A 13,984-nucleotide genomic window follows, 5' to 3' on the forward strand; every position below is an offset into this window, starting at 1 on the left:
AATACAGATATCGTATATTATATTAGGGCCGGAAGGGCATCAAGTCCCGGACGGCCCTAATCGCTTTTGCTCCCCTCCGGGGAGTCATTTCGAATCGATTACTATAGCTTAACCCACAAGTTATTATCATGGATAATTTTGTATATTATGCTCCGACAAAGTTTGTGTTCGGGCGCTATACTGAAAAGAGAATCGGCGAGCTTGCCAAAGAGTTCGGCGGCAAGCGTGCGCTTGTAGTATATGGCGGAGGGTCCGCAGTAAGAAGTGGTGCCGTCGGACGTGCCGTGCGTTCGCTTCATGCGGCCGGTTTCGATACTTTCAACCTTGAGGGCATTCAGCCCAATCCTACCGACGACCGTGTACGCGAAGGCATCGAGCTTGTGCGCATGCACGATATAGATATCATCATAGCTGTCGGCGGCGGCTCGGTAATCGACACAGCCAAGGCTATAGCCCTCGGGGCGCTGTACGACGGTGATTTCTGGGATTTCTATTGCGGAAAAATGACTCCGGAGCGCGCTTTGCCGGTCGGAGTTGTGCTTACCATTCCCGCAGCCGGCAGCGAAGGCTCTGGCAATTCGGTGATTACTCTTCGAGAGGTGAAAAATGAAAACGGAGAGGTTGTTTCGGGCCCTGTAAAGCTGAGCCTTCGCACGGAGTCGGTGTTGCGTCCGAAATTTGCGATAATGAATCCGGAGCTTACTCTCACCCTTCCGGCCTGGCAGACCGCCTGCGGTATTGTCGACATGATGGCCCACATATTCGAGCGCTATTTTTCCAATACTCCCGACTGTGAGGTTACCGACCGCGTGGCCGAGGGACTGCTGAAGTCGATTATCAATGAAGGGCGTCGGGTAATGGTGTCGCCCGACGATTATCAGGCGCGTGCCAACATAATGTGGGCGGCTACTCTCGCCCACAACGGTATCTGCGGCACCGGCCGCCGCGAGGACTGGTCGAGCCATTTTATCGAACATGAAATCAGTGCGGTATATCCTGAGGTGGCCCACGGAGCCGGACTTGCTGCTGTGATTCCGGCCTGGATGGAGTATGTGGCCGCAAAAAATCCCGCCAAGGTGGCACAGTTTGCCGAGCGGGTGATGGATGTTGTCCCCGTAGCCGATTCAACTCCTGCCGATGTTGCATTGCAAGGCATAGAGCGTCTGCGCTCTTTCTTCACAAGTATCGGCATGCCCGCCGACTTTGCCGGACTCGGCATCACAGACCCGGATATTCCTGCTCTTGTCGATGCCCTGCATATGCATAAGGGTGAATCCATCGGCAACTACGTCCCCCTCACCGCCAAAGATACAAGTGCAATATACACAGCCCTGCTGTAACAGGGCCGCTGCCTGACAGAGAAAATAAAGACAATCGGGTCCGCATAGTCTTTTTGAATATTCAGAGACTTTGCGGACCCGATTGTTTGCTCTTATGCTGCGGCGATTGTGGGCGCCTGCTGATGTATCTATATGAAAAAAGGGTAAGCTGACTACATCGCACCGCTACAACCCGGTACCGTTGCTCCGGTCAAGGCCTGGCGGAGTTCCCGGGGAGCTGGTCGTGTAGGACTTACCCGGGCGCAAAGGTACTACATTTTTTTTATGTCGCAAACTTTTGACCGCGATTTTTTGGTGCTATGATGCTAACGTGCTCGTTGTCAGTGTATGGCGCTAAGGTCCCGGTTATCTTGCGAGCAGTTCCTGCAGCACCGGGTGAATTATTGATTCCATCACAGCATATCCTGCTTCGGTAGGGTGTACGCCATCGTTGGTGTAGGCAGGGTTGAGAGCACGGGTCTCGTCGCCGGGATTGACAAGGCGCGAGTAGTAGTCGACAAACAGGATGCCCTTTTCTTTGGCGAGCGCTTCGAGACGCTTGTTGAGGGCCGCGATTTTGTCGGAACTGCCGGTAATCTCCTTGCGCCATCCGAATGATGCCGCCGGCAGAGTGGTGGTAAGTACCGGAGTTATACCGTTGGCCTGGGCCAGCTCGATGAGCGAAGAGATATTGTCGACCGTCATATCCTCGACATAGGGATGGGTGTTTTCAGCCACGTCGTTGGTTGCGGCATTGATTACCACGATACGCGGGTGGAGGTTGATTACATCCTCGCGGAAACGCGACAGAAACTGATATGTGGTCTGTCCCGAAATACCTCTGCCGACATAGCCGTTGCTTTTGAAGAAGTCGGGGCGGAATCGGGCCCAGTTGTCTGTAATCGAGTTGCCGAGGAACACCACCTGACGTTCGGCTGCCGGAAGTGCCTTTACCTCGGTGTTGCTGTCGTGGTAGCGGCGGAAGTTTGACCAGTCCTGAAACTCACGGGCTTCGCACAGTAGTGATGTTGCGGCGATGAATGTGCTGATGGCAATTGATTTAATAATCTTCATGAGATAATGATGTTTCGATGGTTGTGATGATATGGTAGGGATACAAAGTTATGAAATGTCTGCGGGATTGAGTAACTTTGTAGTGTTTTTCTATAGATGACAGATGATTTCGATACAGAATCTATCGGTTGAATTCAGCGCGAAAAGTCTTTTCGACGGCATAAACTATGTAATCAACAAGCGCGACCGCATAGCCCTCGTGGGCAAGAACGGTGCCGGCAAGTCGACGATGCTCAAGATTATCGCCGGTATTCAGAAACCTACTTCCGGCTCTGTGGCCGTGCCGCAGGATGTGACAATAGGTTACCTCCCGCAGCATATGACGCTGACCGATACCAACACGGTAATTGACGAAGTGCGTAAAGCCTTCGGCCACATACAGCAGCTCCATGAGCAATACGACCGCCTGAGCGCGGAACTTGCCGAGCGCACCGACTATGAGAGCGACGCGTATGCGCGCCTTATCGACCGCATGACCACGCTTTCCGAACAGATTTCCATGGAGGAGGGTGACGGTGGCGAGGCTGAGATGGAGAAGACCCTCATCGGTCTCGGATTTATGCGCAGCGACTTCAACCGTCCTACTTCAGAATTTTCAGGCGGATGGCGTATGCGTATCGAGCTTGCCAAAATTCTCTTGCAGCGCCCCGACGTGCTGTTGCTTGACGAGCCTACCAACCATCTTGATATCGAGTCGATACAATGGCTTGAGAATTTCCTTGTCACCAAGGCCGGGGCTGTGGTGCTTGTAAGCCACGACCGTGCTTTCATCGACAATGTAACCAACCGCACCATCGAGATTTCTCTCGGCAAGATTTATGACTACGCGGTCAACTACTCGAAATATGTAGTGCTCCATCAGGAGCGCATCGAGCAGCAGCGCCGTGCCTACGAGAATCAGCAGAAACAGATACAGGACACCGAGGAATTTATCGAGCGTTTCCGCTACAAGGCCACAAAGGCCGTGCAGGTGCAGAGCCGCATGAAGCAGCTTGCCAAAATCGAGCGCATAGAGGTCGATGAGGTAGACACCTCGCGTCTTAACCTGCGTTTTCCCCCGGCTCCCCGTTCGGGCGACTATCCCGTGATAGCCGATGGGGTAGGGAAGGCATATGGCGACCATCAGGTGTTTGACGGTGCTACGTTTACCATAAAGCGTGGCGAGAAGGTGGCTTTTGTCGGCAAGAATGGCGAGGGAAAGTCGACTCTTGTTAAGTGTATCATGGGTGAAATACCCTTTACGGGCCATCTGAAACTCGGACACAACGTCAAAATCGGTTATTTCGCTCAGAATCAGGCACAGCTGCTTGACGGAGAAATCACGGTGTTCGACACAATCGACCGTGTGGCCGTAGGCGATATCCGTACAAAGATACGCGACATCCTTGGCGCGTTCATGTTTGGAGGAGAGGCGTCCGACAAGAAAGTAAAGGTGCTCTCCGGTGGTGAAAAGACCCGTTTGGCCATGATACGCCTGTTGCTGGAGCCTGTCAACCTGCTGATTCTCGACGAACCTACCAACCATCTCGACATGGCCACTAAGGATATCCTCAAGCAGGCCATCAAGGATTTCGACGGTACGGTCATTGTCGTGAGTCACGACCGAGAGTTCCTCGACGGACTTGTCGAGAAGGTATATGAATTCGGTGGCGGACAGGTAAGGGAATGTCTGGGAGGTATATATGAGTTTCTTGAGAAGAAGAAGCTCGACTCACTTGCCGAACTTGAGCGCAACAAGCCGTCCACTCCCGACAAGCCGGCTTCAGACACCCGGAATAATCCGTCCGCCCCGAAACAGGCACCTCAGCCTGACACACCGGCTCCGCGCCAGGGGCGTGTTAATTATACCGAGCAGCGTGAACGCCAGCGCATGGTGAAGCGTGCCGAAAAGAAAGTGGCCGAAGCCGAAGCCTCAATCGCCGATATAGAGGCGCGTATTGCCGAAGTCGAGGCCAAGATAGCTGCCGGCGAGGTCGATACCGAAATATTTGACCGTCATGCGGCCCTTGGCAAGCAGCTTGACAATGCCATGAGCCTGTGGGAACTCGCGGGCATCGAACTCGACGAGCTCAAGCAGAGCCTCGGCATTGATTGATTCTCAGCAAAACTATTTATCAACGCCTTACGTTAATATACTCAGCTCCCACTCCTCAACCCTTCACTTATGTCATCATTAACTCAACGGGCCATCAGGTTCACACTCACACTCGCTACTGCCTCTACCATTATGACCGCCAATGCCATAACCGCACCGCGCGGAGTTGACCGCGCCAATCTCGACGAAAGCGTGGCTCCGCAGACCGACTTCTACGATTATGCCTGCGGAGGATGGATGAAACTAAATCCGCTTAAACCGGAGTTCGCGCGCTTCGGCACATTCGACCAGTTGCGCGACAATAACCGCATACAGGTGCGCGAACTCATATCCGGTCTTGACAGCCGCAACGCAGTCCCGGGCTCAGTGGCGCAGAAAATCGGCGACCTGTATGCCATGGGACTTGACTCTTTGCGCCTCAACCTACAGGGAGCGCAGCCGGTGATGGGAGATGTGGTGGCCATTAACCAGGCGGGGCGTGCTGAAATAATCGACATGCTCGCCACTCAGCCCGGTATGAGCGGATTCTTCGACACAGGAGTGGAAGCCGACATGATGAGTTCCGACAACAATGCGATGTATCTTACCCAGGGCTCGCTCGGCATGGGCGACCGCGACTATTATATCGAGGACACCGACCGGGCACGCAGTGTGCGCGATGCATATGCCGCCTACCTGCGCCGGCTTGCCGAGCTGGTAGGCTACTCCGCCGAAGGGCAGGCACGCCTGGCCGACAATACAATAGCAATCGAGACTCAGCTCGCACATGCCGCAATGAGCCGCGAGGAGCTTCGCGACCCTGCCGCGAGCTACAATCCCGTAGCCATGTCGGAGATTGCCGCCCGATATCCTGCCGTTGACCTGAGGCGCTACTTTGACCGCCAGGGCATCACTGACATTGACACTCTTATCGTAGGGCAGCCTAAGGTGCTTGCCGCTGTCGATTCGATTCTTGCCAATGCCTCCGAGCAGGCGCTCCACGATTATCTTACGGCGATGTATCTTGATGGCGCCGCCGACTATCTGAGCGACGACTTCGTAGCCGCTAAATTCGGCCTTACCCGCGCTATTACAGGTGTGGAAGAGCCTATGCCGCGGTGGAAGCGTGCTCTCGCCGTGCCCAACGCCCTCCTTGGCGAGGCTGTTGGCGAGCTATATGTCGAGAAATATTTCCCCGAGCGCTCAAAGACAAAAATGCTTGAGCTTGTAGGCAACCTTCGCAAGGCACTCGGCATGCATATAAAGGGACTCACATGGATGAGCGACACTACAAAAGCTCGTGCCCTGGAGAAACTCGACGCATTTACCGTAAAGGTGGGTTATCCCGATAAATGGCGCGACTATTCGGCGCTTGTCATCGATCCGCGTCAGAGCTACTGGGACAATATCAAGCGTGCCATTGTCAATGAGCAGGCCTACAATCTCGCCCAGTGGGGGAAGCCTGTCGACCGCGACCGGTGGTATATGACTCCGCAGACTGTCAACGCATATTACAATCCCACTACCAACGAGATATGCTTCCCGGCCGGCATACTCCAGCCGCCTTACTTCAATCCCGATGCCGATCCGGCCGAGAATTACGGTGCCATCGGTGTGGTAATCGGCCACGAGATGACCCACGGGTTCGACGACCAGGGGAGTCAGTTTGACAAGGACGGCAATTTCGCAAACTGGTGGACACCTGCCGACAAAGAGAAATTTACCGGGCTCACCGACCGCCTTGCCGCTCAGTTCGACCGGATAATAGTGCTTGGCGACACCCATGCCAACGGTCGCCTGACTCTCGGCGAGAATATCGCCGACCAGGGCGGACTGCGCGTAGCTTACACTGCCTACCATATGAGTCTTGACGATGCCCCCGAGGCCGACAAGGTAATCGACGGCTTTACCCCCGACCAGCGATTCTACCTTGCCTATGCCAACGTATGGGCCGGAAATATCCGCGATGAGGAGATTCTCAACCGCACCAAGACCGACCCCCATTCTCTCGGCCGCTGGCGTGTCAACGGCACCCTGCGCAACCTCGAACAGTTCTTCGATGCATTCTCCGTTAAAGAGGGCGATGCCATGTGGCTCGCACCGGCAGAGCGTGTGATTATTTGGTAAAGAAATTATTTCCCCGATGGATAACAATATACTTGTGGCCGAATTGTCGGCCGAACTGCATCGCCCCGAGCGCGATGTGGAGGCTCTTGTCGAAGGGCTTGCCTCGGCTCTGCGCGACGCGCTTGTCGACGGCGACACTGTGTTGCTGCCCGGTTTCGGCACTTTTACTACATTGAAAGAAGACGAAAAGATTGTCGACGACCTCGACCGAGGCGGGAAACTCCTCCTCCCTCCGGCGATAACCATTCAGTTTAATCCCAGCACATTGTTGCGAAGAAAAATCACAGAACGCCCATGAACGACAAGATGACATTCCACCGTATTGCGTCTTCAATAGCCGGAGCCACAGGATGCACCGACGAGGAGGCTGCTCTTTTTCTGCGCGCACTGCTCGACAAAGCCACCGAAGCGCTTGCCCGCGGAGAGCGTGTGACTATCACCGGTATCGGCACATTCGCTCCGGGCGAACCGTCGCAGGAGGCTGTCGTATGGGCGCCTGACCAGGCGCTTGCCGAGGCTGTCAATGAGCCGTTTGCCGCTTTCGAGCCTGTAGCACTGGCTGCCGGAGTGTCGGAAAGCGACCTGTCGGAGACTCCCGCGCCTGTCGTTGCAGACATGCCTGCTGTTGTCGACGGAAGTCCCGCAGACCATGAGGCTGAGAAAACTGCCGTGAACGACGAAGATAAAGAAGATAAAAATGAAGAGCCCAAGGAGGAGACAGCTGGTAAGGAAGATACACAGGAGAGCGATGAGGCTGCATGTGCCGGCAGTGTCGCTGAAATTCCTGCTGAGCCTGCCGCCGCTGAAGTAGAGGCTGAGGCCGACCTCATAGCCGACAGCGCTCCCGAACTGCTCGAAGCTCCCGTAGTTCCTCCCGTTGCTGTTGCTGCTGTGGAGATGCCGGTTGCGGAGAATAATCCGGAAGTTCCGGGCGGAAAGAAGCGGGCTGAAAGCGCCGAGCGTCTGAAGCAACAGTTCTTCAGCGACGATGACGACTCGTCGGACAATAGAGAGCCGGTAATCGTTTACCGCGACCGCTCCGGACTTAACCCATGGCTGATGCTGCTTATCGGAGTCTTTGTAGGCATGGCTTTGGGCTATCTGCTAAGTATCAGTCTGGGCTATCTGAGCAATGCCTCCGACAGCACATACGACACGGGCGACGATGAGGAGATGGTAGAAGAGACAACTCCGTCCGACGGCTTTCTGACAGAGATTGCCGACGAGCCTCAGGCTGTTGAGCCGGCTTCGGAGCCGGTAGCCACGCCTGAAGCTGAGGAGGCTGAGAGTGCAGCACCTGTCGCCAAGAGCGTAAGCACCCCGACACCGGCCCCGAAGGTTGTCACCGATACAGTAAGCGGCCACCGCTACCTTACCACCATGGCCCGTAAGTATTACGGCAACCACTGCTTCTGGGTATATATTTATGAAGAAAATGCCGATAAAATCGGCAATCCCGACCGCATACGCCCCGGCACTGTTGTCGTGATTCCGCCGGCCTCGAAATACAATATCGATGCTTCCGACCCGGCGAGTGTACGCCGTGCCACCGCCAAAATAGGCGAGATTGAACGCCGTACTAAAGGACGTCGCTGAATCCGGTCCGGAAATTGAGGATTTTAACAACCTAAAGGATATATATATAATTTTAACAATCGCGATTAACGCTTGAGTTGTTAGAATTAATAAATTTGCATCTTAGAATACTAAATATACCCTAATACATTCCTATTATGAGTGAATCGGTAAACATACGCGAGCTCAACGATCTTGTGGCTTCCAAAAGCGACTTTATCAGTATGATACAGCGCGGTATGGATCAGACTATTGTAGGCCAGAAGCATCTTATCGACTCTTTGCTGATAGCCCTTCTGTCCAACGGACATGTGCTCCTTGAGGGTGTGCCCGGTCTGGCCAAGACTTTGGCTATAAAGACTCTCGCGCAGGTAATCGACGCAAAGTACAGCCGCATACAGTTTACTCCCGACCTTCTGCCTGCCGACGTTACAGGTACAATGGTCTACAGCGTGAAGAGCGAGCAGTTTCAGGTAAAGAAAGGCCCTATTTTCGCTAATTTCGTGCTTGCCGATGAGATAAACCGTGCTCCTGCCAAGGTGCAGAGTGCTCTTCTCGAGGCCATGCAGGAGCGTCAGGTGACTATCGGCGACAATACATTCCGTCTCGACGAGCCGTTCCTGGTAATGGCCACACAGAACCCTATCGAGCAGGAAGGCACATACCCACTGCCCGAGGCGCAGGTCGACCGTTTCCTTCTGAAGGTAGTGATCGGATATCCTACAAAAGAGGAAGAGAAGCTCATCATACGCCAGAACATCACCAACGAGCGCAAGGAAGTGCGTCCGCTGCTCCGTCCGCAGGAGATAATCGAGGCTCAGAAGGTATGCGAGAAGATATATATCGACGAGAAAATCGAGCGTTATATCGTCGATATAGTGTTTGCCACACGTTTCCCCGCCGACTATGGCCTTAACGACCTTGTGTCGATAATCGACTTCGGCGCTTCGCCTCGTGCATCAATATCACTGGCACGTGCCGCCCGCAGCTACGCTTTCCTGCGCGGCCGCGGATATGTGGTGCCTGAGGATGTGCGTGCCGTTGCCCATGATGTGATGCGCCATCGTCTGGGGCTCACCTACGAGGCCGAGGCCAACAATATCACTGCCGACGACGTAATCTCTGAAATTCTCGATAAGGTTGAGGTGCCCTGATTCATGCCGTCCGGCCTTCCCCATGCCGGGTTGCCGGACCGTATGATGCGGTATTTTCATACACCCACCTGCTGATTCCCTTATTATCCTATGGACGCTAACGAGCTACTCAAGAAGATACGCAAGATCGAGATAAAGACCAAAGGTCTGTCGCAGAATATATTTGCCGGAGAATACCATTCGGCATTCAAAGGACGCGGCATGACCTTCAGCGAGGTGCGCGAGTACCAGTATGGCGACGACATACGCGACATCGACTGGAACGTGACCGCACGCCACAACAGGCCCTATGTCAAGGTCTACGAGGAGGAGCGCGAGATGACGGTGATGCTGCTTGTCGATGTGTCGGGCAGTCGTAATTTCGGTGCCATGGGCGAGCAGAAACGTCTGATGATTGCGGAGATTGCGGCCACTCTCGCATTTTCCGCCATTCAGAACAACGATAAGATCGGCATGATATTCTTTTCCGACCATGTCGAGAAGTTCATACCCCCGAAGAAGGGGCGTCGCCACATCCTGTTTCTCATACGCGAATTGCTCGATTTCACTCCCGACCATACCGGCACGGATATATCGCTGGCATTGCGCTACATGACCGACGCGCTGAAAAAGCGGTGTACCACTTTCCTCATTTCCGACTTCATCGACTCGGGCGATTACTACCGCGCTCTGTCGATTGCCAACAACAAGCATGACGTTACGGCGATACAGGTGTATGACCGCCGCGACGCCCAGTTGCCTGATGTCGGGCTTATGCGCGTACAGGATCTTGAGACAGGAGCCCTGCGTTGGGTCAACACCTCCTCCGGACGTGTGCGGAAGGCATTCAACAAGTGGTGGTACGAGCGTCAGCAGGTGATGACCGACCGTTTCAACAGGTGTGGTGTCGACTATGCGTCGATTGCTACCGACGAGGATTATGTCAAGTCGCTCATGGGCCTGTTCAAAAAGCGCGGCGTAAGGTAAACGTTCCGAATATGATTATTATGAAACATATTACCCCCTCAACCGTAACATTCTTAAGGCACACACTGCGCCGTGTGGCCATCCTGCTGTGTGTATTCACCGCAACGGGTGCATTGGCGGCCGGTCCTGTGCAGTTGAAGACCAGTCTCGACTCGGCCTACATACTGATGGGAAAGCAGACCACACTGCATGTGGATATCGTGCAGGACCGCGGGGTGCAGGGCCACTTCCTTAATGTCGGCGATACGCTTACTTCCGCTATCGACCTGGTTGAGGCCGGCCGGCCCGATACGTCCGATATCGGTTCCGGGCGAGAGGAGATACGTCAGCAGCTCATAATACAGGCTTTTGATTCCGGGCTGTATACAATACCGCCATTCGTGTATGTGTGCGGAGGCGATACAATCATGTCAAACGACCTGCCGCTTAAGGTAATCCCGGTAAGCGTCGACTCACTGCGTACGGTCCACGACTATGCGGATACCGTCGACGGCGGATGGAAGCTCTGGGACTTCATTCCCGACTTTATTGTCGACTACTGGTGGGTGATACTGATATGCGCCCTTGTAATCCTCGCAGTAGCGGCAATTCTGTTCTTCCGCAAGAAGAAGGTGGTAAGCATACTGCCTCAGAAGAAACCTGTTCCTCCTTACGAACTGGCCATGCAGGCCCTTACGAGACTCAAGGGTGAGAAACTCTGTGAAAACGGCCATGAGAAGGAGTACTATACCCGTCTTACCGAGATTCTTCGTACATATCTGGAACTGCGCTTTGGCATAAACGCCATGGAGATGACATCCACACAGATTATGCAGCAGGTAAGCCGCCATGACGAGACCCGTCCGTCGGCCGATCTGATGAAACAGATTCTCGAGATGGCTGATTTTGTCAAGTTTGCAAAAGTAAGGCCGCTGCCCGACGACAATATCAAGAGCTTCACTATGGCCACAAGATTTGTCGAGGATACAAAGCCTGTTGAGAAACCTGCCGGCGACGCAGCCACCGACGGCAATGCCGCCGCCTCGGCCGATGCCGCGAAATCTGAAATCACTAACTCTGAATCAATAAAATAATGCAGCTTGCCCATCCGGAATATCTTTGGCTGTTCACGATATATATACCGCTGATAGCCTGGTATGTGTGGAAGCACCGCTCGGCCTTCCCGGCTCTCGGCATATCCACGGTGAGCCCTTATGCCGGGCTTCCGCGCTCGTATAAGGAGTATCTCATACATCTTCTGTTTCTGTTGCGCCTGGCAGCTATCGGATGTGTGATTATCGTACTTGCGCGTCCGCAGACCCGCGACAGCTGGCGCACCTCCTCAACCGAGGGTACCGACATTGTGCTGGCGCTCGATATATCTTCATCGATGCTCGCACGCGATTTTACACCCGACCGTTTCGAAGCTGCCAAGGATGTCGCCGCACGCTTTGTCGCCGGACGCGAGAGCGACAATATCGGTCTTGTCATTTTCGCAGGAGAGAGTTTTACCGCCCTGCCTATGACTACCGACCGTGCCATGGTGACCAACTATATAAAGGATATCCGCATGGGTATGCTCAACGACGGTACCGCCATAGGCGACGGTCTGGCCACATCCATCAACCGTATAAAGGAGGGCAAGGCCAAGAGCAAGAGCATTATCCTTATTACCGACGGTACTAACAATACCGGTGTGGTGGCGCCTATGACAGCCGCAGAAATCGCCAAGAAGATGGGTATAAAGGTATACACCATCGGTGTGGGACGAAACGGCACCGCACCCACGCCGCAGCGCAACTACTTCGGAGGCATAGACTACGTGCCGATGCCTGTGGTCATTGATGAGGCTACTCTTCAGAATATAGCCCGCTCGACAGGTGGAAAATACTTCAGAGCTACCGGAAATACCGTCCTGAAGGAGATTTTTGCTGAAATCGACCAGCTTGAGAAGACCCAGATGGATGTAAGACACTTCTCCCACACCGAGGATGACTACATGCTGTGGGCCTGGCTTGCCTTCGGTCTGTTCATTGCCGAGATAATCCTGCGCCGTACGGTGCTACGTACATTACCCTAATCTCTGAGTTCACTATGTTTAGTTTTGCCAATCCGGGACTGTTATACTTGATGTTCGTGCTGCTCGCCGTAGCCGGACTCTTCCTGTGGGCACGTTATACACGCCGCCGCCGGTTGCGCCTTTACGGCAATCCGGGAGTGCTGGCCGGCCTTATGCCCGAGGCTTCGCGCTATACCCCGGCGCTTAAGCTGGTGCTCCAGCTGGTAGCTCTGGCCGCTCTTGTGATTGTGCTCGCACGCCCGCGTGCCGGTGCCAAGGAGGAGGTAAGCGAGGTGCAGGGTATCGAAGTGATGGTATGTCTCGACGTGTCCAACTCAATGCTCGCGTCATCGACCGACGACCCGCGCGGAGTGAGCCGTCTGCAGCGTGCCAAACTTATTCTTGAGAAACTTTTCGACAAACTTGGAAACGATAAGGTGGGACTCATCGTATTTGCAGGAGACGCTTATACGCAGCTCCCTGTCACAAGCGATTTCTCTTCCGCCAAGATGTTTCTCAGCAGCATATCCACCGAGATGGTGCCTACCCAGGGCACGGCTATCGGTGCTGCCGTCGATATGGCTGTGACATCTTTCTCGCCCGACGAGGATGTGCATAAGGCCATAATCGTGATTACCGACGGCGAAAACTTCGAGGACGACCCTGTGGCCGCCGTACAGGCCGCTGCAAAGCAGGGCATACAGGTCGATGTCATCGGTCTTGGCTCGGCCAAGGGCGCGCTGATTCCTATCGGACGCGACGGCCAGTTCCTGCGCGATGACAACGGCACGCCGGTCACCACACGCCTCAACGAGGAGATGGCCCGCAAGATAGCAGAAGCCGGCGACGGTATCTACGTGCAGGGAGCCTCGTCGAGTGTGGTAAAGGATGTCGACGAGCAGTTGAAGACACTCGCTACATCGTCGCTCGAGAAGGTAACATACAAAGCCAGCGCCGAGCAGTTCCCCGTATTCGCATGGCTCGCACTCGCTTTTCTTATCGCCGACATGCTTCTGCCTGAACGCAAGATCGGATGGCTCAAGAAATTCAACTTCTTTGGTAAATAGCCTATGTCACTACTTAAACGCAACATACTTACAGCATTGGCTACAGCAGCATTGCTGACGATACCATCGGTAGCCTGTGCCGCCGGCGACGCCACCGATACGTCGACACGTAAGGAGCGCAACCATATAAGGGCCGGCAACAAACTCTATGAGGAGAAGCGTTTCGCCGAAGCCGAAGTAGAGTATCGCAAGGCTCTCGAGCAGAATGCCATGAGCGAGAAAGCAATGTACAATCTTGCTGTGTCGCTTTTGCGTCAGGCCGGAAACGCCGATCCTAACAATGAGAACAATCCTATGGCCGAGGCTCAGTCGCTTCTCTCCGATCTTGCAAAGACTGCCGGTGATGATGCTATCAGCGAGCGCTCGTTCTACAATCTCGGCAACATGGCGTTCAACCAGCAGCAGTACGACCAGGCGATTAATATGTATAAAGGGGCCTTGCGTAAGAATCCCGACAACGACAAGGCAAGAGAAAATCTGCGCCTTGCCCAGCTGAAAAAACAGGAGCAGGAGCAGAATCAGGATCAGAACAAGGACCAGAATAAAGACCAGAACAAGGATCAGCAGGACCAAAACAAAGACCAGCAGAA

Annotated in this window: 12 protein-coding genes and 1 other RNA gene; 11 read left to right on the forward strand and 2 right to left on the reverse strand. The window is 54.2% G+C overall.

The features are described from left to right. Nucleotides 1-128: 128 nt before the first annotated feature. Nucleotides 129-1,340, forward strand: coding sequence for an iron-containing alcohol dehydrogenase (locus tag K2I50_RS03365; protein ID WP_301024832.1), 1,212 nt, complete (start codon nt 129-131; stop codon nt 1,338-1,340). A 138-nt stretch (nt 1,341-1,478) separates the two neighbouring features. On the opposite strand, the gene ffs is transcribed toward K2I50_RS03365, so the two are convergent. Together ffs and K2I50_RS03375 are read right to left on the reverse strand one after the other, a co-directional pair. Then, nucleotides 1,479-1,578: signal recognition particle sRNA small type (gene ffs, locus K2I50_RS03370), an RNA gene on the reverse strand. A gap of 107 nt (nt 1,579-1,685) precedes the next feature. Continuing rightward, nucleotides 1,686-2,393 carry an SGNH/GDSL hydrolase family protein gene (locus K2I50_RS03375; RefSeq protein ID WP_301024833.1) on the reverse strand — a complete coding sequence of 236 codons (708 nt, stop codon included), beginning with the start codon at nt 2,391-2,393 and terminating at the stop codon, nt 1,686-1,688. Between the two features lie 103 nt (nt 2,394-2,496). Here K2I50_RS03375 and K2I50_RS03380 point away from each other — a divergent pair, with 103 nt between their 5' ends. The 10 genes from K2I50_RS03380 to K2I50_RS03425 form a co-directional block, all read left to right on the forward strand. Beyond that, nucleotides 2,497-4,488 carry an ABC-F family ATP-binding cassette domain-containing protein gene (locus tag K2I50_RS03380; protein WP_301024834.1) on the forward strand — a complete coding sequence of 664 codons (1,992 nt, stop codon included), beginning with the start codon at nt 2,497-2,499 and terminating at the stop codon, nt 4,486-4,488. 132 nt (nt 4,489-4,620) lie between these two features. Next, complete coding sequence (locus K2I50_RS03385; RefSeq protein WP_526022946.1) at nt 4,621-6,594, forward strand: M13 family metallopeptidase; 1,974 nt, start codon at nt 4,621-4,623, stop codon at nt 6,592-6,594. A 16-nt stretch (nt 6,595-6,610) separates the two neighbouring features. Beyond that, nucleotides 6,611-6,892 carry an HU family DNA-binding protein gene (locus tag K2I50_RS03390; RefSeq protein WP_301024836.1) on the forward strand — a complete coding sequence of 94 codons (282 nt, stop codon included), beginning with the start codon at nt 6,611-6,613 and terminating at the stop codon, nt 6,890-6,892. Next, a complete protein-coding gene (locus tag K2I50_RS03395; protein WP_301024837.1) occupies nt 6,889-8,190 on the forward strand; it encodes an HU family DNA-binding protein in 1,302 nt (433 codons plus the stop codon). The genes K2I50_RS03390 and K2I50_RS03395 overlap by 4 nt, the downstream gene beginning before the upstream one ends. A 137-nt stretch (nt 8,191-8,327) precedes the next feature. Then, nucleotides 8,328-9,323, forward strand: coding sequence for an AAA family ATPase (locus K2I50_RS03400; RefSeq protein ID WP_301024838.1), 996 nt, complete (start codon nt 8,328-8,330; stop codon nt 9,321-9,323). 90 nt (nt 9,324-9,413) lie between these two features. Continuing rightward, the gene (locus K2I50_RS03405) at nt 9,414-10,289 is read left to right on the forward strand and encodes a DUF58 domain-containing protein (RefSeq protein ID WP_301024839.1); all 876 of its coding nucleotides are present in this window, start codon (nt 9,414-9,416) and stop codon (nt 10,287-10,289) included. Nucleotides 10,290-10,309: 20 nt separating this feature from the next. Continuing rightward, nucleotides 10,310-11,362, forward strand: coding sequence for a cell wall anchor protein (locus K2I50_RS03410; RefSeq protein WP_301024840.1), 1,053 nt, complete (start codon nt 10,310-10,312; stop codon nt 11,360-11,362). Beyond that, the gene (locus K2I50_RS03415) at nt 11,362-12,348 is read left to right on the forward strand and encodes a vWA domain-containing protein (RefSeq protein ID WP_301024841.1); all 987 of its coding nucleotides are present in this window, start codon (nt 11,362-11,364) and stop codon (nt 12,346-12,348) included. The genes K2I50_RS03410 and K2I50_RS03415 overlap by 1 nt, the downstream gene beginning before the upstream one ends. A 14-nt stretch (nt 12,349-12,362) precedes the next feature. Then, nucleotides 12,363-13,394, forward strand: coding sequence for a vWA domain-containing protein (locus K2I50_RS03420; RefSeq protein WP_301024842.1), 1,032 nt, complete (start codon nt 12,363-12,365; stop codon nt 13,392-13,394). 3 nt (nt 13,395-13,397) lie between these two features. Further along, the coding region (locus tag K2I50_RS03425) for a tetratricopeptide repeat protein (protein ID WP_301024843.1) at nt 13,398-13,984 on the forward strand (587 nt) is incomplete at its 3' end.

The organism is Muribaculum sp., assembly GCF_029051885.1.
Classification (GTDB): Bacteria; Bacteroidota; Bacteroidia; order Bacteroidales; family Muribaculaceae; genus Muribaculum.

Bases quoted from the DNA above. Each gene is read 5' to 3' on its own strand.
- K2I50_RS03365 (WP_301024832.1), top strand. From the start codon at position 129: ATGGATAATTTTGTATATTATGCTCCGACAAAGTTTGTGTTCGGGCGC.
- K2I50_RS03375 (WP_301024833.1), bottom strand. From the start codon at position 2,393: ATGAAGATTATTAAATCAATTGCCATCAGCACATTCATCGCCGCAACA.
- K2I50_RS03380 (WP_301024834.1), top strand. From the start codon at position 2,497: ATGATTTCGATACAGAATCTATCGGTTGAATTCAGCGCGAAAAGTCTT.
- K2I50_RS03385 (WP_526022946.1), top strand. From the start codon at position 4,621: ATGACCGCCAATGCCATAACCGCACCGCGCGGAGTTGACCGCGCCAAT.
- K2I50_RS03390 (WP_301024836.1), top strand. From the start codon at position 6,611: ATGGATAACAATATACTTGTGGCCGAATTGTCGGCCGAACTGCATCGC.
- K2I50_RS03395 (WP_301024837.1), top strand. From the start codon at position 6,889: ATGAACGACAAGATGACATTCCACCGTATTGCGTCTTCAATAGCCGGA.
- K2I50_RS03400 (WP_301024838.1), top strand. From the start codon at position 8,328: ATGAGTGAATCGGTAAACATACGCGAGCTCAACGATCTTGTGGCTTCC.
- K2I50_RS03405 (WP_301024839.1), top strand. From the start codon at position 9,414: ATGGACGCTAACGAGCTACTCAAGAAGATACGCAAGATCGAGATAAAG.
- K2I50_RS03410 (WP_301024840.1), top strand. From the start codon at position 10,310: ATGAAACATATTACCCCCTCAACCGTAACATTCTTAAGGCACACACTG.
- K2I50_RS03415 (WP_301024841.1), top strand. From the start codon at position 11,362: ATGCAGCTTGCCCATCCGGAATATCTTTGGCTGTTCACGATATATATA.
- K2I50_RS03420 (WP_301024842.1), top strand. From the start codon at position 12,363: ATGTTTAGTTTTGCCAATCCGGGACTGTTATACTTGATGTTCGTGCTG.